The 18873-nt window shown below is 53.2% G+C and carries 19 protein-coding genes; 17 read left to right on the forward strand and 2 right to left on the reverse strand.

The features are described 5' to 3' along the window. Together FYJ60_RS08695 and FYJ60_RS08700 are read right to left on the reverse strand one after the other, a co-directional pair. On the reverse strand, positions 1-1398 hold a 1398-nt coding region (locus FYJ60_RS08695; RefSeq protein WP_154458290.1), incomplete at its 3' end, for an RsmF rRNA methyltransferase first C-terminal domain-containing protein. Between the two features lie 67 nt (positions 1399-1465). Next, entirely contained in the window at positions 1466-2764 is a 1299-nt protein-coding gene (locus tag FYJ60_RS08700; protein ID WP_154458291.1) for a fused HPr family phosphocarrier protein/2-hydroxyacid dehydrogenase, read from the reverse strand. A gap of 325 nt (positions 2765-3089) precedes the next feature. On the opposite strand from FYJ60_RS08700, the gene FYJ60_RS08705 reads away from it, so the two are divergent. From FYJ60_RS08705 to fabD, 17 genes are all read left to right on the forward strand, one after another. Next, entirely contained in the window at positions 3090-4832 is a 1743-nt protein-coding gene (locus FYJ60_RS08705; protein WP_154458292.1) for a phage tail tip lysozyme, read from the forward strand. Between the two features lie 298 nt (positions 4833-5130). Next, the gene (locus tag FYJ60_RS08710; RefSeq protein ID WP_154458293.1) at positions 5131-5649 is read left to right on the forward strand and encodes an AmiS/UreI family transporter; all 519 of its coding nucleotides are present in this window, start codon (positions 5131-5133) and stop codon (positions 5647-5649) included. 42 nt (positions 5650-5691) lie between these two features. Then, on the forward strand, positions 5692-5994 hold the full coding sequence (locus tag FYJ60_RS08715) for an urease subunit gamma (RefSeq protein ID WP_154458294.1): 303 nt from the start codon (positions 5692-5694) through the stop codon (positions 5992-5994). Between the two features lie 86 nt (positions 5995-6080). After that, positions 6081-6437 carry an urease subunit beta gene (locus tag FYJ60_RS08720; RefSeq protein WP_154458295.1) on the forward strand — a complete coding sequence of 119 codons (357 nt, stop codon included), beginning with the start codon at positions 6081-6083 and terminating at the stop codon, positions 6435-6437. Next, entirely contained in the window at positions 6434-8155 is a 1722-nt protein-coding gene (gene ureC, locus FYJ60_RS08725) for an urease subunit alpha (RefSeq protein ID WP_154458296.1), read from the forward strand. Before FYJ60_RS08720 ends, ureC begins: the two co-directional genes overlap by 4 nt. A 66-nt stretch (positions 8156-8221) precedes the next feature. Then, positions 8222-8698: an urease accessory protein UreE gene (locus tag FYJ60_RS08730; protein WP_154458297.1), complete on the forward strand. Its 477-nt coding sequence runs from the start codon at positions 8222-8224 to the stop codon at positions 8696-8698. Between the two features lie 147 nt (positions 8699-8845). Then, positions 8846-9580 (forward strand): urease accessory protein UreF, encoded by a 735-nt coding sequence (locus FYJ60_RS08735; RefSeq protein ID WP_154458298.1) that lies wholly within the window; start codon positions 8846-8848, stop codon positions 9578-9580. 126 nt (positions 9581-9706) lie between these two features. Beyond that, positions 9707-10327, forward strand: a complete 621-nt coding sequence (ureG, locus tag FYJ60_RS08740; protein WP_154458299.1) for an urease accessory protein UreG — start codon at positions 9707-9709, stop codon at positions 10325-10327. A 14-nt stretch (positions 10328-10341) separates the two neighbouring features. Next, complete coding sequence (locus FYJ60_RS08745; protein WP_154458300.1) at positions 10342-11181, forward strand: urease accessory protein UreD; 840 nt, start codon at positions 10342-10344, stop codon at positions 11179-11181. A gap of 152 nt (positions 11182-11333) precedes the next feature. Beyond that, positions 11334-11606 (forward strand): type 2 periplasmic-binding domain-containing protein, encoded by a 273-nt coding sequence (locus FYJ60_RS08750; protein WP_154458301.1) that lies wholly within the window; start codon positions 11334-11336, stop codon positions 11604-11606. Between the two features lie 255 nt (positions 11607-11861). Continuing rightward, on the forward strand, positions 11862-12095 hold the full coding sequence (gene acpP, locus FYJ60_RS08755; protein WP_154458302.1) for an acyl carrier protein: 234 nt from the start codon (positions 11862-11864) through the stop codon (positions 12093-12095). 113 nt (positions 12096-12208) lie between these two features. Continuing rightward, positions 12209-12757: an acetyl-CoA carboxylase biotin carboxyl carrier protein gene (locus FYJ60_RS08760; RefSeq protein WP_154458304.1), complete on the forward strand. Its 549-nt coding sequence runs from the start codon at positions 12209-12211 to the stop codon at positions 12755-12757. Next, positions 12750-14129, forward strand: coding sequence for an acetyl-CoA carboxylase biotin carboxylase subunit (gene accC, locus FYJ60_RS08765; protein ID WP_154458306.1), 1380 nt, complete (start codon positions 12750-12752; stop codon positions 14127-14129). The genes FYJ60_RS08760 and accC overlap by 8 nt, the downstream gene beginning before the upstream one ends. Before the next feature lie 6 nt (positions 14130-14135). Beyond that, a complete protein-coding gene (locus FYJ60_RS08770; protein WP_154458307.1) occupies positions 14136-15788 on the forward strand; it encodes an acetyl-CoA carboxylase carboxyltransferase subunit alpha in 1653 nt (550 codons plus the stop codon). Continuing rightward, positions 15785-16795, forward strand: coding sequence for a beta-ketoacyl-ACP synthase III (locus FYJ60_RS08775; RefSeq protein WP_154458309.1), 1011 nt, complete (start codon positions 15785-15787; stop codon positions 16793-16795). Before FYJ60_RS08770 ends, FYJ60_RS08775 begins: the two co-directional genes overlap by 4 nt. 29 nt (positions 16796-16824) lie before the next feature. After that, the gene (locus FYJ60_RS08780) at positions 16825-17766 is read left to right on the forward strand and encodes a DUF561 domain-containing protein (protein WP_154458311.1); all 942 of its coding nucleotides are present in this window, start codon (positions 16825-16827) and stop codon (positions 17764-17766) included. A gap of 135 nt (positions 17767-17901) precedes the next feature. Further along, a complete protein-coding gene (gene fabD, locus FYJ60_RS08785; protein ID WP_154458313.1) occupies positions 17902-18855 on the forward strand; it encodes an ACP S-malonyltransferase in 954 nt (317 codons plus the stop codon). Positions 18856-18873 lie beyond the last annotated feature (18 nt).

Raw genomic sequence — 18873 nt, forward strand, 5'->3', positions numbered from 1 at the left:
TCCGACTGCCCAGCCGTCTGCAGTTACCAGTTTCCATCCGTCGGAAATTTCCGCCTCGTCTGCTTTCAGAAAGACGGATTCGCCCCGCAGAAAGGCCGTGAGGCGCGGATCATCCGGAGAAAAATCCAGACGAGGAACCGGATCCTCTTTTCCAAGCGCAAGGGCAAGCGGCTGGGAGGGCTCAAAACGGTTCTTTTTCCATTCACCGAGGAAAACACCGTTCCGCAGAAAACGGAGCCCCTGCAGCATGGGGAGGCTGTTTTTGACATAGTAAGCGCTGCTGCCCCGGCTCTGCAGAAATTCCGGACTGAGACAGCCCAGAAAAGGGGTGATCTGTGAGATCTGCTCTTTATCCGGAGTATTTCTGCTTTCGGATAACAGGTCAGTCCTTGTCCGGGTGGTTGCCCTGTTTCTCCGTTTCCCTGCCTTCTCCGGCTTTTCACCGGGGGAAGGGAGAGAAGATGCGGGAAAGACATCGAAAGAAGCTGTTCCTTCCTTCTGCATCAGGGCAAGAAAATGTCCCTCCCCGTCCATCTTATGCGGCCAGATGCGGATGCATTTTTCTAGTTCAGGATTGCCGTCAGCCCAGTCCGGTCTGCCGCAGGAAAAGCCGCTCCAGGTCTTCATCGGGATCAGTTTCATATCAGAAAAGCGCTGGAGAAAAGCAGCAATCTGCTGCTCGTTTTCCTCAGGCGAAAAGGTGCAGGTCGAGTACAGCAGCATCCCTCCCGGGCGGAGCATTGCTCTTGCGTGAGCCAGAATCTCGCCCTGTGTCCGTGCGCAGCTCATTACCTTCTCTGGACTCCACGCCTCGGCTGCGTCCGGGGATTTTCGGAACATCCCTTCTCCGGAGCAGGGCGCGTCTACCAGAATTTTATCGAAAAATCCGGGAAAGGCTGCGGCAAGCCGGTCCGGAGATTCGTTGGTAACAGCCATATTCCGCACTCCGAATAATTCAAGATTGCGAAGAAGCGCCTTTGCGCGGGAACTGCTGATGTCGTTCGCTACCAGAAGTCCGGTGCCATGCAGCTTTGCGGCCAGCTCGGTGGCCTTGCCTCCGGGGGCGGCGCAGAGATCCAGGATGCGGTCGCCCTCTTTCACGGGGAGGCGGCTGGCTGGCGTCATGGCACTTGGTTCCTGAAGATAGTACAGGCCCGCCGCATAATAAGGATGCTGTGCAGGAAAAACATCTTCACTGTAGAAAAAACCGTTATCCACCCACGGAATTCGTTTGACGGGAAAAGGAGAAACGGCTTCAAATTCTTCCGGTGAAATTTTTAAAGTGTTGACCCGCAGACCACGGAGCCTTTTGCTCTGGCAGGATTTCATAAAGGCCGGAAATTCTGCACCGAGTATTGCACGCATACGTTTTTCGTATTCAGGCGGAAGAGAGAACATAAAAAGGCTCCTGTGTTAAATGAAATCTCAATTTAGAAAGAAATAGCGGGTTTGATAAATAACTCTTTCAGCGTACCTCCGCGTCTCCGTAAGGCAGTCCCTCATTGTAATTTCTGGCATTTTCCATGGTAACCGCTGCAATGGACTGCAGAGCCTCCCTGGTAAAGAAGGCCTGATGAGAGGTGAGAATCAGATTCGGGAAATTCAGCAGCCTTGCGGTAATATCCTCAGAAAGAGCGTCCTCGGAGTGGTCCGTGTAAACATTGCTGTCCTCGCCCTCATACACATCCAGGGCTACCGCGTGAAATTTGCCATGCTTCAGCGCGTCCAGCAGCGCATTGGTGTCAATCAGACCTCCGCGGGAGGTGTTCACCAGCATGGCGGTATCTTTCATCTGTGCAATGGCCTTTGCGTCAATCAGGTGCCAGGTTCCTCCCTCTCCCATAATCAGCGGGGCGTGGAGAGAAATCAGATCGGATTTTTCATACAGCTCTTCTTTTGTTACATAGGTCAGAAGGCCATCTTCTTCCAAAGCCTTGTTAGGGTAAGCATCCCATGCCAGAATCCGCATTCCGTATCCGCGGCAGATCCGTGCCATACACTGGCCGATTCTTCCGGTGCCGATAATTCCGGCCACTTTATTGTGAAGATCCATGCCCACAAGTCCGTTTAATGCAAAATTATTATCGCGCACCTTATTGTAGGCTTTGTGAATTCTGCGGTTGGCAGCCTGTATGATTGTCATGGCATGCTCTGCCACGGCGTACGGAGAGTAGGCGGGAACACGCAGAACCGTAATACCGTACTCCTTAGCCGCTTTGATATCTACATTATTAAATCCTGCGCAGCGGAGAAGAATCAGGCCGATCCCGCAGTCGTGAAGAATTTCAATGACTTCTCTGGGCGCTTCATCGTTGACGAAAATGCAAACCGCGTCAAAACCGGATGCCAGATGGGCTGTTTCTGCGGTCAGACGGCTGGAGAAGTATTTGATTGACGCATTGTATCCGCCGCTTCCCTTGTCATTGGAAAGCTCGCTGAAAAAAATGCGGTCATAGTCCTTGGAACCGAAAAAAGCAATTTTCAGAACTTCGACCTTTTTCTCCTTGGGCTGAACAGAACAGATCACTTCCTTAATTTTTGCGATAGCCTCCTCTTCATCCGGACCGTCTGCGGTGAAAACAAGACGGGTTCCGCGGACAGCCTGGAGACGCAGAATCTGTAGGACATTATTGCCGCTGGCCTTCATATCATTTCCTTCAATCGTAACGGTACTTTTGAAATCTGTGCAGGCTTGCGCGATCCTGGCAGCCGGTCTGGCGTGAAGCCCCAGCGGGTTCTGTACGACACATTCAAATTTTTGCATAATTGAGATTCCTCCTCTCACTACCGGGTTTCCATCGGATTCCGGAAACGGAAAAATGCTGCAGATCCTTCTGACCGTAAGTATCGTAGAAAAATTCCGGAATGTCAATAAGAGAGAGACTGCGGAAAACTGTGGCAAGAGATTTCTTTCTTCAGAGAAAATAACTGTGGATACATGTGGACACTGGCAGCAGCGGAAGAAGGATGGCAGACTTGCCTTCTTCCCCAGATTGACTTAAAATAAGAAAGCTATTAGAAGAATCATAGCGGTTTGTGCCGGGACATGACGTGCGTCCGGCTGCAGCATGGAAGAAAAGGAAGTGTAAATGCGTAATAAAACAGTAAGAAAGGTATGGATGTGTGTACTTGCCGCGGGAGTGCTCTGCGGGCAGACCGTCCCGGTTTATGCGGCAGATGCTCTGGCCGGGAATTCTGCTGCGGAGGCGCCTCAGACATCAGAGACTCCGGCAGTTCCGTCGGCTGAGCCTTCCCAGACACCGACAGAGGTACCGACGCCGGAACCGACCGCAGTTCCCACAGCCGCGCCTGAGGAAACGCCTGCGGTTACGCCGACAGCCGCGCCGACGCCGGAATCCGTCAGCTCCGGCTCGGAAAGCGCATCATCTTCCTCCTCCGGCACGGGTTCCAAGGATCCGGAGAAAAAGCCGGAGGATTCCGGGGATACGGGAGATACCAGGGAGAGCGGGGAAACGATTACACCGGTGGTAGACCCTTCAGCCGGAAATGTCTATGTGAATGAGACGGAAAATGAGAAAGAGGTCTACCGGTATCTGGTAGGCAGTCTTGGCCTTAATCGCGCGGCAGCTGCCGGGCTCATGGGAAATTTCTGGCATGAGTGCGGCTTTAACCAGGCCGCGGTCGGCGGGGGCGGAATCAGCTACGGCCTTGCGCAGTGGACGGGCAGTAATTTTCTTCTCATGAAAGGCTGGTGTGACTCCAACGGCCAGGATTACCGTACCGTAAAAGGCCAGATGGCTTTCCTGAAGTACGATCTGGAAACACGTTTTCAGGGCTGTTATGCCTATCTGAAAAGTGTTCCGGAAACGGCGGACGGGGCTTACGCGGCGGCAGTTTATTTCTGTACGGATTACGAGCGTCCGCTCTATACGGCGCAGCAGGCGGTCATCCGCGGCAACACCACAAGAGCTACTTACTGGCCGCGGTATCAGAATGCCGCAACGGACGGCCTTCTGGATCCGATTGAGGATTACATGGCCTGGCTGGAGGATTATGCAGCGGATGATTCACACGGGTATTCCTCTGTGTTCTATACGAATAACCCGGATGTGAATGAATGCTCCCTGATCTGGTATGCGCTGTATGAGAACGGTTATCTGATCGGTGAAAACGAAAACCGGCCGTTCGGGTTTGACAGTATCGGAGAAGTCCTGGAGAAACATGGCTTTGAGGAGCAGGCGGATACAGAAGCGGATCTGTCCAGGCTCCAGTACGGAGATATTATTGTCAACGCGGATGGTTCCGGGGCATCGGTTTATCTTCGGAACGGAAGAATGTATCTGGCACAGCAGACGGATGCCAATAAAAACAGCGGCGAAAAGTCCGGAGACCAGGGGAAAGAAGTCTTTCTGGGAACGATGGAAAAAGGGATCGAACGCAAGGTCTATCGGTTGAAGGAAAAGGATTCTCTTCCGGCATATGCTGCAAAAGCATTAGAGAATTTCCCACGTCAGGATTTTCTTGCTGTAAATTCCATCAGCAGGGTGGCGGACGGCCAGACGGACAGCTATTCGTTTCTCACGGAAATGCTCAGAGAAGCAGGGATACTTTCAGGCGAAGAGGCTGTTGCTTCCGGAACAGAAGAAGCTGTTCTCTCACAGAAGGGATTCCAGAATGTTTCGGCCCAGATTCTGGACAGGACAGATTCTGTCCACAGAGGGGATATTGTCCGTGATATCCGTTACGGCACAGGAATCGCCCTCGGCAGCAATTACTATGTCATTGTAGAACAGGAAAACACCGGCAGCCGGCTTGTCATAAAGAACATGGCGGACAGCTGCTGGCGGAAGGTGCTGCGGAAAGCGGACTGATAAAAACATCAGCATCCGTTAAGAACAGGAAAAACGGAAATTTCTGTAAATGACAAAGAAATACTTAAAAAGAAGTACTTGAGTTCCAGCATCCGGGCGGTTATAGTATTGCCTGGAAATTAAATACAGATTTTTTTCTCAAGGAAGAGAAGGATGATGGGGAAACCCTGTCCGTCTCTTCCTTTTTTGTATCAGTCCGGCCGCGAAAGCCGCACGGCAGCATAGCGGCGCAGAGGGCTGATAAATTAACCGGGGAACCGGCCGCAAAGCGGCAGAGCAGGCAGCAAAGGAGGAAAGAATGCTTGGTACAATCTTACTTTATGTCGGAATTGTCCTGATCAGCAATGGATTAGCGTCTATTCTGGAAGTAAAGGACAAATCAATGGTGGTTATGAACCTGTTTACAGGCGGCCTGAGCCTGATCCTGAACATTATTGCATTGGGATATGGCGTGGTCAGCGGGCAGAATGCGCTTTGGTTTTACGGAAGCGCTACCGGACTGTTGTTTGCGTTTACCTATCTGTATTCCGCGATCAACACAATTTTCGGATTTGATCAGCGTCTCTACGGCTGGTTCAGTCTGTTTGTCGCCGTTAACGCTGTTCCCGCAGGGGCGCTGTGCTTTATGGGATACGGCGGCAATGCTGCTTACGGGCTGATCTGGTGGGCATGGGGACTGCTGTGGTTTACAGGATTTCTGACATGTGCCCTGAAGAAAAATCTCGGCAAATTCCCTGCATGGCTGAGTGTGGCGGAAGGCATTGTAACAGCGTGGATCCCCGGGTTCCTGATGCTGGTCAATCTCTGGCCGCAGTAAAGATCTTATCTGATAATAGTCAAGCATAAAAAGGAGGTTTCTATGCAGCTGACAGAACGTGAACAGGAAAAAATGATGATCAGCCTGGCTGCCATGATCGCGCAGCAGAGGAAAGACAGAGGAGTTAAGCTGAACCATCCGGAAAGCGTTGCCATTATCACCAGTTATATTCTGGAAGGCGCAAGAGAAGGGAAAACGGTGGCGCAGCTGATGGATGAAGGGGCGAAGATCCTGACCCGTGAGGATGTGATGGAGGGCGTTCCGGAAATGATCCCCATGATCCAGGTGGAGGCGACGTTTGTTGACGGGACGAAGCTGGTCACCATCCATGACCCGATTCGCTGAAGAAGAAAGAGAATAGGCGTTTAACAAAAACAAGAGGAATAGCCCTGGATGCAGGGCGCAATGGTTTGCGGAAGGAGGAACAGAGGATGATTCCGGGAGAAGTCCATTTTTCATCAGATCAGCCGGTTCCCTATAATGAGGGATATGAGGCAGTTGAACTGGAAGTTACGAATGTCGGAGACAGAGCCGTACAGGTTGGTTCCGAGTACCATTTTTATGAAGCAAATGAACAGGGGCTGAAGTTTGACAGGGAAAAGGCTTATGGAAAGCGGCTGGATATTGCCGCCGGCACGGCCATCCGTTTTGAGCCGGGTGAGACAAGAACCGTGCGGCTGATTGATTTCGGCGGAAAGCGCCGGGTTTTCGGATTTAACAACAGGGTAAACGGGTATCTGGATAAGAATAAGAAGGCACACAGCACAGATCTGGAGGTGAAAGCATGAGCTTTGGAATGGACCGGAAACAGTACACACAGATGTTCGGACCGGCGGAAGGAGACAGCGTCCGTCTGGGAGACACCAGCCTGTTCGCGAAGATCGAAAAAGATTTCACCGTTCATGGCCAGGAGAGCAAGTTCGGCGGAGGCAAGGTCCTGCGGGACGGCATGGGAGTCAGCGCTACCCAGACCAGACGGGACAACCCGAAGGTAGCCGACACCATCATTACCGGAATAACGGTCATCGATTACACCGGTATCTACAAGGCGGATATCGGCATCCGGGACGGAAAAATTCTTGCCATCGGAAAAGGCGGCAATCCGGATATCATGGACAAGGTGGATTTTATTGTCGGCGCCAGCACAGAGGCGATTTCCGGCGAAGGACTGATTCTTACTGCGGGAGGCATTGACCTTCATGTGCATTATCTGTCCACCGGGCTGGCGCATGCGGCTCTGGACAATGGAATTACCACACTGTTCGGAGGCGGTACCGGTCCTGCCGACGGATCCAATTCTGCGACGACGACTCCCGGCGCCTGGCATATCCACCGCATGATGGAAGCAGTAGAAAATGATCCCCTGAACTACGGTTTTATGGCCAAGGGGGCTGGCGCGACGCCGGAAACCATAGCCGAGCAGGTAGAAGCCGGCGCGGCCGCCATCAAGACGCACGAGGACTGGGGCGCGACCGCGGCGGGAATTGATAATTCCATAAAGGCTGCGGACAAGTATGATGTCCAGTACGCGGTTCACACGGACTCTCTGAATGAAGGCGGGTTTGTGGAAAATACCATCAATGCCTTCGCCGGCAGGACGGTCCACACCTTCCATACAGAGGGAGCGGGCGGCGGACATGCGCCGGATATTATGATTGTAGCGGGAGATGAGAATATTCTTCCCTCCTCCACCAACCCCACCAACCCCTATACGCAGAATGTTATTGATGAGCTGTTTGATATGACGATGGTCTGCCACAACCTGGATCCCAAAGTCCCGGAGGACGTCGCTTTTGCGGAATCCCGTGTCAGGAAACAGACCGTGGCGGCGGAAGATGTCCTGCATGACATGGGCGCTCTCAGCGTTATGACGTCGGATGCGATGGCAATGGGCCGTGTCGGAGAGGTGGCGATGCGCTGCTGGCAGCTGGCGGACAAGATGAAACAGCAGAGAGGACCGCTGGAGGGAGATTCCGAATTTGATGATAACAACCGGATTAAGCGCTATGTGGCCAAGTACACCATCAATCCCGCGATTGTGAACGGGATCTCCGATTATGTCGGCTCTGTGGAGGTCGGGAAATACGCGGATCTGGTTATCTGGGATCCAAAGTTTTTCGGGGCAAAGCCCAAACTGGTACTGAAGGCGGGAATGATTGTCTACGGCGTGGTTGGCGACGCATCCTCCAGTCTTCCTACACCGGAGCCCAGAACGATGCGCGATTTGTACGGCGCAATGGGAAAGGCGGTACAGAGCACCAGCATTACCTTTGTTTCCACTTATGCGTATGAGCACGGAATTAAGGAAAAACTGGGACTGAATAAAATTGTTCTTCCGGTCCACAACACGAGAAATCTTACCAAGAGAGATATGAAGCTGAACAGCTATGCGCCGAAAACAATAAAAATTGATCCGCAGTCCTTCAATGTCACCATAGACGGCCAGGTGATCACCTGTGAGCCGTCCGAGACCGTTTCTCTGGCGCAGAGATACTATTTCTTCTGAGGCAGGAGGCTGCACGGGAAAAAACTCTGAATGGAAATCAGAGATTGCAAATAAGCGGGGAACTCTATGATTCTGACAGAAATTTATCGAAATATAGCGGATATACCGGATGTGGAAAACTGGCATGTGGAAACGGCCATGGTAAAAAGCGACGACCTTCTGAAGTCGATTCTCCGGGTCAGATCGGATCACGGAAGAGAGTACGGGATCCGGCTGGAGGATGAGACACAGAGACTGGAGAACGGTTCGGCTTTTCTGCTGGAGCCGGGGAAGCTTCTTGTGCTCAGCGTGATCCCGGATGAGGTGATCGTCATCTCGCCGAAGGATATGGATGAGATGGGGCGGACCGCCCATATGCTGGGAAATCTGCACAAGCCGGTTCAGGTGGAAAACGGAGAAATTACGCTGCTCACGGATCCGGTGGTGCTGCAGACCTTAGACAAGAGCGGAACCGCATACAGGCTGGAAAAAATCTGCCTGGATCAGCCGATGCGTTATGCGGATCTGACACCCGGACACCATTCCCACGGGCATTCCGCATAGAGTTATCTTTCACAGGAAAGAAATTCCGGAAAATATTCATGCGGTAATCCGGTAATCCATGCCCCGCAGGCGGGGCGCCGAAAGGGACAAAGAGTCTTCGCGCGGCGCTCTTGTCTCCGGAAGCAGAAGGAGTAAAGGAAGTATTTCATGCAGAAGGACGGCGGAGAGCAGGTGGAAATGAAAAAAGAAATTCTGGAGGCGTTCCAGATCTGTGATTCAACTTTTCCAATCGGAACCTTTAATCACTCGTTTGGGATGGAAAATTATCTGTTCCGGCGGGTGATCCGGAAAGCGCCGCAGTTTCGGGAATGGCTGGAAAATTATTACCGGTCTCAGTTTCGGTACGGAGAGGGTCTACTGGTTCTTCTCTGCTGCCGGGCTATGGAAAAGGATGCAGAAGAGAATACAAAGGAGGATCTGCTCCGCTATGACGATCTGATCACCAAATCCGTGGCTGCTGCAGAGACAAGGGAAGGAACCCGGATGATTGCCGCGCAGATGCTTATTCTGATCCGGAAAATTTACGGAGACACGATCCCCCTGCTGAACTGGTACGCGGAACAGACGGATAGCGGGCATGCCTACGGCAATCCGGCCATTGCCTTTTCCATCTTTGCATATTCCAAAGGCCTTTCATGTGAAGAAGCATTTAACCTGTATGGGTATAGTGTGGCGTCTACGCTTGTTCAGAACGCGGTACGCTCTGTTCCGCTGGGACAAAGAGAAGGCCAGGTGATCCTGCACGATGTGATACAGCTGATTGCGGATCTCTATGAAAAAACGGCCGGGCTGGATGAGGACTCCCTGGGAGCAAATACACCGGGGCTGGAGCTGGCGCAGATCTGCCACGAGACGCAGGAGGCCAGACTGTTTATGTCCTGAGAGGCAGCTCTCCGGCGAAACACAGGGGAAGGAAACGGCAGGAGGCACGAGGAAACTGCGGGAGAAGGATGGCTGCGGGACCGCCGGAAAAAAGACGGGCCGCGGGCATAAAGAAAGGAAAAAACCATGAAAAGAGCAGTCAGAATCGGGGTCGGCGGGCCGGTCGGATCCGGCAAGACCCAGCTGATTGAAAGACTCACCAGAAGGCTGAAGGATGAGTACAGCATGGGAGTCATTACCAATGATATCTATACGAAGTGGGATGCGGAGTATATGGTTTCCCATTCAGTACTGGATGCGGACCGGATTATCGGCGTTGAGACGGGAGGATGCCCGCACACGGCCATCCGTGAAGACGCGTCCATGAATTTTGCGGCAGTCGATAAGCTGGAAAAGAGATTTAACCACAGCCTGGATCTGATTTTTATTGAAAGCGGCGGAGATAATCTGGCGGCTACCTTCAGCCCGGAGCTGGTGGATTTCTCCATTTATATCATAGACTGCGCCGAGGGAGAAAAGATACCCGCCAAGGCAGGACAGGGAATGATCAAGTCGGATCTTTTTATTATCAATAAGATTGATCTGGCACCTTACGTGGGGGCAAATCTGGAAAACATGCGCGCGACCTCCCAGAAGTTCCGGGGAGACGGAAAGTTTGTTTTTACAAACCTGAAGACAGATGAGGGATTGGAAGAGGTTGTGGACTGGCTGAAAAAGGACTGCCTTCTGGAAGATCTGGATGCCTGACCGGAGGAAGCAGAATGAATCAGCGTTATGCCGGAGAAATCCGGCTTGATTTTACAGAACGAAACGGCAGGACGGTGGCTTCGACCACCTACAGGCGGGGCAACTCCAGAATTTCCGCCAATATCGCGGAGGCCGGAGAAATCCCCTATTATTTTCTGATCAGCACCGGAGGCGGATTTACAGAAGGAGAACACTATCTGCAGGAAATTTCTCTGGGAGACCGTACCCATGCGATTCTGACGACACAAACACCGAATTATATCTATAAATGCGAGGGCGGAAGGCTGACCGTTCAGGATCATCTTGTGACAATCGGAGAAAACTGTGCGCTGGAGTATTATATCGATGAGACGATTCCCTATGCGCAGGCAAGATTCCGGCAGAATACAGAAATCCGGATGGAAAAGGGCTCCAGACTGATCCTGACAGACGGCATTACCTCCGGATGGTCGCCGGATGGAGAAAGCTTTCAGTACAGGGATGTCGGTTTGAAAACCAGAATTTACATGGAGGGAGAACTGCTGTTCAACGATTTTCTCCTGGTTAATCCGGAAGAGGAAGAAATGCGGACGATCGGCTGCTTTGAAGAAGCATCCTGCTATCGTTCTGCGGTTATCATAGACGAGGCGGCGGGGGCAGATATGCTGGAAAAACTGCGGAGCTGCCTTCAGACCTGTCCGGAAAATACAGACAGTGTCCGCTTCGGAATGTCTCTGCTGGAACATGGCGGGGTTGTGCTGCGTGTTCTCGGGAAGGATCCGGAAGGCAGTTATGATCTGGTTCAGACATGGATCCGGTATTACAGAGAACAGATCATGAAATGGAAACATTTTGAGCTGCGAAAAAACAGATAAGATACCGGTATCGGAAGAAGGGTACCTCTTCTAGCTAGAAAAAAGCAAATAATTTGATTGTAATCAATGAATTGTCGGCAAATATCGGTTACTCTTAAGCCGCAGGGAAAAGAAAGAACCTGCGAAATCATAAAAAACAGGAGGAACCGAAGATGAGACTTTCCAATATCAGTGATGTAAAAGGTTTTTTTGATCTGATCGACAGTTGCAGCGGCAGTGTTTATCTGGTAACTCCGCGCGGTGACAAATTGAATCTGAAATCAAAGCTGGCTCAGTACTATTCCCTGGCGAATATCTTCACGGGAGAGAACGGCACCATTTCAGACGTTACACTTAGCGTTCCGAATCCCGATGACGCCGTAAAATTTATGGAGTTCATGATCAACGGAGAAGGTGAAGCGGTAAGAACAACAAAAACTGCATAACCGTTTTGCTGTGAACCGGGTTGCCAGCCGGCCCTCCATGAATATTGTTCCGATATTCGGATCTGTTATCATTACAGAATGAAAAGGACTGTGGTTCCAAATACAGGATTCGTTTTCTGTCGGCGGAACCGCAGTCTTTTTTCAAATATTTAGTTAAAATTATTTATATTTATATCTTGACACAAATAGGACTCTTGCGTATTATTATCTCGATAAATTTAGGAAATAATTATTAACTAAATAAGGAGAGAAAAAATGACTTTTGATAAAGTGAAAGAAATTATAATTGATACCCTGAATTTCGATGCGGATGAGATTAAGCCGGAATCTGATTTTTTTAAGGATCTGAAAGCGGATTCTCTGGACGTCGTTGAACTGATGATGGCAGTGGAGGAAAATTTCGGTGTGACGATTCCGGATGAGGAGCTGCCGAATCTGCACACAGTAGAGAGTGTTGTGAAATATATTGACGAGCATCCGGCCGCGTAAACACGCAGGCGGAGGAGAAGAAACGGATGGTTTCTCCGCCTGCCGGATGAAACAGGAAAACGGATGGTTATGCTTCCTCTCTGCACTCGGCAGGGGAGGCAAAGGGAGAAAGAATGGAACAGGAAAAAGAAACCGGGCTGACGGTGGAAGAGATCTGTCAGATGATGAAAACTTTTGATCAGTCTTCTCTGCAGTCTTTCCTCTATCAGAGGGAAGGCGAAAAACTGAAAATGAGCAGAAGACCCGGTGGCGCGGAAGAGATATCCGGCGGCACAGGCCATGGAGCTCCGTTCTCCGGGGAGACGGGAGAGAAAGAGAAAGATAGGATTCCTGAGACGGCTGACCGGACAGAGGGGGCTTCATCCCCGGCAGGGAAAGAGAAAATTCTGCCGCCGCAGGAGGATGCCCGCCTGAAAGTGGTCAGAGCCCCGCTGGCCGGAGTTTTCTACCGTGCGCCGAAGCCGGGAGAAGCCCCCTATGTGCAGGAGGGTCAGACTGTTAAAAAAGGAGAAACTCTCGGCCTTATGGAGGCCATGAAACTGATCAACGAGATTCCCTCTCCCTGCGACGGGGTGGTGCGGGAGATTGCCGCGGAGGATGGATCCTTTGCGGAATTTAATGCCGTCCTGATGACCATTGAGGAGAACGGGAAAGATGTTTAAGCGGATTCTGATTGCGAACAGGGGAGAGATTGCCATGCGGATTCTCCGCTGCTGTCAGGAGATGGGAATTGAGACGGTTCTGGCCTGTTCCGCCGAAGACATGGACTCACTCCCGGCGCAGTTTGCCACAAAACGGGTCTGCATCGGTCCTCCCGCGGCAGCAAAAAGCTATCTGAATCCGGAGGCTGTTGTTCAGGCAGCCATCTCGTTTCAGTGTGAGGCGGTTCATCCCGGATATGGATTCCTTTCGGAGAATGCGGATTTTGCCAGTCTCTGTGAAGAACATGGAATACTGTTCATCGGACCGTCTTCGGAGATGATCCGGATGATGGGCGACAAGCAGTCTGCCCGTGCGCTGATGAAAAAGCACGGAGTCCCTGTTGTTCCGGGTTCCGACGGGATTCTGAAGGACTGGAAGGAGGCTGCGGAGATCGCACGCAAAGTCGGATATCCGGTTTTGCTGAAGGCGACCGCCGGAGGCGGAGGCAGAGGCATGCGCACCGCCTATGATGAGTCTGAAATTCAGAGCGCCTATGAGAGCGCGCAGGCAGAAGCACTCTCTGCCTTTGGAGACGGCTCGCTGTATCTGGAAAAGCTGATCCTGCATCCGCATCATATCGAGGTTCAGATTCTGGGGGACAGCCGGGGACACATTGTTCACCTTGGGGAGAGGGACTGCTCCCTGCAGAGGCGAAACCAGAAGCTCCTGGAAGAAGCCCCGGCAAGAATTTTGAAACCCCGTCAGCGGGAAGCTCTTCACAGGGCGGCGCTGCGTGCCGCGAAAGCGGTGCATTACCGGAGCGCGGGTACAGTGGAATTTGTGCTGGACCGGGAGGGAAACTTCTATTTTATTGAGATGAACACCCGGATTCAGGTGGAACATCCGGTCACAGAAATGATTACCGGGGTCGATCTGATCCGGGAGCAGATCCGGATTGCGGCCGGGCTGGAGCTGTCGTGCAGACAGAGTGACATTTCTTTTTCGGGTCATGCGATTGAGTGCAGAATCAATGCGGAGAATCCGGCAAAAGGCTTTGCACCCTGCCCGGGGGATATTTCTTTTCTTCATTTTCCGGCCGGTAAAGGAGTCCGTGTGGAGAGTGCCCTCTACAACGGGAGCAGGGTAAGCCCCTGGTACGATTCTATGATAGCAAAGGTGATTGTCCATGCTCCCGGAAGGCTGGAGGCCATCCGCAAAATGCGGGTGGCGCTGGAAGAAATGACAGTGGAAGGAATCGACACCAATCTGGAGTTTCTGTATCTCCTCATGTTTAATCCGGATTATCTTTCCGGCCATGTGGATACAGGGTTTCTGGAAAAGGACGCGGAGGCAATTATCCGCTGGGGAGAGGAAAGCAGAAAGAAGGCGTAGGAATCCATGGAAGCGGAAAAGACGGAAAACAGGTTTTCGGAAAAACGGGAGACCCTGCTTTCTTATCAGAAGCTCAGGGAAAAGCGTTCGGTCCATCACCGGACCGGAAGCTGGCTGCGGCTTGTTCTGGACAAGGGAAGCTTTCAGGAGCTGTTTACGGATATACGGACGAAGGATCCGCTTCACTTTCCCGGCTATCAGAAAAAACTGGAAGAAAACAGCATCCGGGCAGAGGCTTCCGATGCCTGTACAGCTGGACTGGGAACCATCGAAGGCATACCGGTGATCGCCGCGGAACTCAGCAGATTTTTTCTGATGGGAAGTATGGGAACGGCGGCCGGAGAGAAGCTGGCGGCATCGGCGGAAGAGGCTGACCGGAGGAAGATCCCGCTCCTCATCTTTTCCGCCAGCGGGGGCGCGCGGATGCAGGAAGGCATGTTCTCCCTTCTGCAGATGGCTAAGACAAGCGCGGCGGTGCAGCGGCTTCGGGATCACGGCGGCTTTTATATCTCGGTTCTGACAAATCCGACGACAGGGGGTGTAAGCGCCAGCTACGCGAACCTGGGAGATATTATCCTGGCCCAGCCGGGCGCGCTCATCGGGTTTGCGGGTCCCCGTGTCATCGAACAGACGATCGGGGAAAAGCTGCCGGAGGGGTTTCAGCGGGCTGAGTTCCAGCTGGAACATGGCTTTACCGATCGGGTTGTTCCGGAGGGCAGGATGCGGCAGGAAATCGCTTCTCTGCTGCGGATGCATACGGGGAAAGCCGCAAACAGGCGCTTCGCGGAAGCTGATTTTGACCCGGAGAGTGAGGCCTTTTCAGATTCTCCGGAGAACGAAAACCCGGAATCCGGCCTGCTTCATCCGTATGACAGGGTGCAGCTGGCAAGGGACAAGGCAAGACCCAGAATTTCAGCGTTTATCGACAGTTTGTTTGACTGCTTTACCGAGCTGTGCGGAGACCGTCTGGGCGGGGAGGATCCCGCCATGCTGGGCGGAATCGCGTATTTTCACGGGATTCCGGTGACGGTGCTGGGGCACCGGAAGGGGCGGGACCTTCAGAGCAGCCTGGCCTGTCATTTCGGCATGCCCGGACCGGAGGGCTACCGGAAAGCCCTTCGGATCATGCGGCAGGCGGAAAAATTTCATCGTCCGGTCATCACTTTTATTGACACTCCCGGCGCCTATCCGGGAAAAGAAGCGGAAGAGAACGGGCAGAGCACGGCCATTGCGGAAAACCTTGCTGCTATGAGCGTGCTCCGCACACCGGTCATCTCAGTGGTTCTCGGAGAGGGGAGCAGCGGCGGGGCCCTCGCCATAGGAGTGGCGGATCAGGTCTGGATGCTGGAAAACGCCGTCTATTCGGTTTTATCTCCGGAAGGGTTTGCCAGTATTCTGTGGAAGGATTCTTCACGAAGCGCAGAAGCATGCCGTCTGATGCATATGACTGCGCAGGATCTTGCCCGTGATCACCTGATTGACGCGGTTATTCCGGAAGCGGAGGGAGGAATCCAGAAGAATATGCACCCGACGGTGGATGTACTGGACAGGATGCTGTGCAAGGAGCTGAAAAGGCTGTGCAGTCTCCCGGAAGAGATTCTTCTGGAGGAGCGGTATCAGAAATACAGAGTTGCAGAAGGAGAAATGCGGCCGGTATGAGCGGAATTCAGATTATCGGAATGGGACACGCCGTTCCGTCCGTCTGTGTGACAAATACAGATTTGAAAAAGGTGATGGAAACTTCAGAGGAGTGGATCCGGACAAGAACAGGGATCTGCGAGAGGAGGTTCTGCGGAGAGGGAGAATCCCTTGTTACGCTGGCTGTGCGCGCGTCAGAGGAAGCGATTGCCTCATCGGGAGTCCGGAAAGAGAAAATCTGTCTGGTCATCACTGCCACCGTAACGCCTGATTACCAGGTTCCTTCCACCTCCTGTCTGGTTCAGGAAAAGCTGGGGCTGCCGTCCGGCATTCCGGCGTTTGATCTTAATGCCGCCTGTTCGGGATTTGTTTACGGTCTTTCTCTGGTGCAGGCGCTTCTTCCGGAAAACGGATTCGCCCTGCTGATCGGGGCGGAGCAACTCTCACGCATGCTGGATTTCTCGGACCGCTCCACTGCCGTTTTGTTCGGGGACGGGGCGGCGGCAGCGGTGCTGCAGAAAAAAGCCGGCGTGGTTTTTTATTCCCATCTGGCGGCGGACGGAAACAGGAATGCCCTTTGGGCGGCATCCGCGCCCGCAAACAGGCTCCCTGCGTGGAAAAATGCGGCTCCGCAGGAAGAAGAGGAAACGGCAGGGGGAGAACCGGAAGATACCGGAAAATATAAAATTCACATGGATGGCCGCGCGGTTTTCCGGTTTGCGGTCCGTGCTCTTTCGGAGGAACTGCGGGAACTGGAGAAGCAGAGCGGAATCCCGGCGGAGGAAATAGACCAGATCGTCTGCCATCAGGCAAATCAGAGAATCCTGGACTATGTCCGAAAGGAGAGAGGACTTCCGGAGGAGAAATTCTACCGGAACCTGGATCGGTACGGAAACACGTCCGGGGCAAGCATTCCGCTGGCGCTCTATGATCTTTGGAGCGCAGGAAACCTGGAACCGGGAACCAGGATTTTCTGTATCGGGTTCGGCGCGGGTCTTACCTGGGCCGGAGCCTGTCTGACATTTTAGCTGTTAACGGCGCGGAAGGAGAAAATAAGATGAAACTGCTCAATGAGATGCTGGGAATCCGTTATCCCTTTATTCAGGGAGGCATGGCAAATATCGCCGTCGGTTCTTTTGCCGCCGCATGCTCTAACGCGGGAGGACTGGGAATCATCGGAAGCGGAGGCATGACAGCAGCGGCGCTGGAGGAAAATATCGCGCAGTGCCGATCACTGACGGATAAGCCGTTCGGCGTCAATCTGATGCTGCTGAATCCCGAAGCGGACCAGATGGCGGAACTGATCGCCAGGGAGAGAGTCCCGGTGGTGACGACGGGGGCGGGAAATCCCGGAAAATATATTGCCGGATGGAAGGAGAAGGGAATCCTTGTTTTCCCTGTTTCGGCCAGTGTGGCGCTGGCACAGCGGCTGGAGCGTGCCGGTGTGGACGCGGTGATCGCGGAGGGCACGGAGAGCGGAGGCCATGTGGGAGAGATGACGACCATGACGCTGGTTCCCCAGATGGCGGACCGTCTGCATATTCCGGTGATTGCGGCCGGCGGTATTGCGGACGGGCGTCAGGCTGCGGCAGCGTTTGCCCTTGGCGCGGTCGGTGTCCAGGTGGGCACCTGCCTGCTGGTAAGCGAGGAGTGCCCGATCCATGACAATTACAAGCAGGCACTTCTGAGAGCAAAGGATAACAGCACGGTTGTCACCGGCCGGTCGGTGGATGCCCCGGTTCGTATTATTAAAAACCGTATGGCACGGCAGTATATCCGGAGAGAGCGGGAAGGCGCAGGCAGGATGGAACTGGAAAAATTTACCCTGGGCTCGCTCCGGAAGGCCGTGTTCGACGGCAATCTGGAAGAAGGCTCCCTGATGGCCGGACAGGTCTGCGGACAGCTGAAAGAGATCCGTCCTGTGGCGGAAATATTCGCTTCCATGCAGGAAGAGGCTTCCAAAGTAATCAGCAGCCTGAAAGAGATGTCTGTTTCCTAAACGGAGCGAATACATGTTTTCTGATCATGCAGGGAAGTTTTTACGGATAAGCGGAAGTGATCAGAGGGATTGCAGAGGCGCTTCGGGGAAGAGTCGGAAGGGGCAGGAGCAAAGCAGGGAGAGGAGAAATAAGGAATGAAGGCAGTGTGGATGTATGCCGGCCAGGGGGCGCAAAGAGTCGGGATGGGAAAGGATCTCTATGAGAAATTTCCGGTTTTCGCCTCTGTGATTGACCGGGCCGACTCGATGGTATCTTTTGACCTGAAAAAAATGATGTTTGAGGGACCGGCGGAAGATCTGTCCCGCACGGCGTTTACGCAGCCCTGCCTGGCGGCTTTTGCGGCCGGAGTCACAGAGGTGCTGCGGCAGCAGGATCTTCATCCGGATTTCACGGCCGGTCTGAGTCTGGGAGAATACAGCGCCCTCTATGCGGCGGATGTCCTGGATCTTGCCTCCCTGATGGATCTCACGGCCTTCCGGGGAAAGGCAATGGACCGTGCCGGAAGCGGGCTGCAGACAAAAATGTGCGCGGTTCTGGGTCTGGATGCGGATACGGTGACAGAGGTATGCCGGCAGGCGGAAAAGGATACAGGGGAAACCGTTGAAGTATCCAATTATAATGCCGTTGGTCAGAATGTCATTTCCGGAATGGCAGCTGCGGTAGAGGCCGCGAAGAAAAAAGCCATGGAGGCGGGAGCCCGGAAATGTATGGATCTGAAGGTGAGTTCCGCTTTTCATACCAGCCTGATGCGCCCCGCGGCAGACGCGCTGGCGGAAAAACTGACAGCGGTGGAGCTTCGTCCGATGAAAATGCCTGTTGTTTTTAACGCGGTGGGCGAGACGGCGGATCAGGAACAGATCCCGGAGCTGCTGCGCCTGCAGGTGATGTCCGGTGTCCGGATGGTACAGAGTATCCGCTGGCTTCGGGAACACGGGGCGGAAAGAGTGGTGGAAATCGGGCCGGGCCATGTGCTGTCGGGATTTGTGCACCGGACGGAGCCGGAACTGGAGACCGTCGTGCTGGACACAGCGGAAGATCTGGAGACGTATCTGTCCGGCAGCGCCGACAGAGCAGCAGGGAGAACCTGATGTGAAAGAAAGCAGATA

It is taken from the genome of Bilifractor porci, from assembly GCF_009696005.1.
GTDB classification, from domain to species: domain Bacteria; phylum Bacillota; class Clostridia; order Lachnospirales; family Lachnospiraceae; genus Bilifractor; species Bilifractor porci.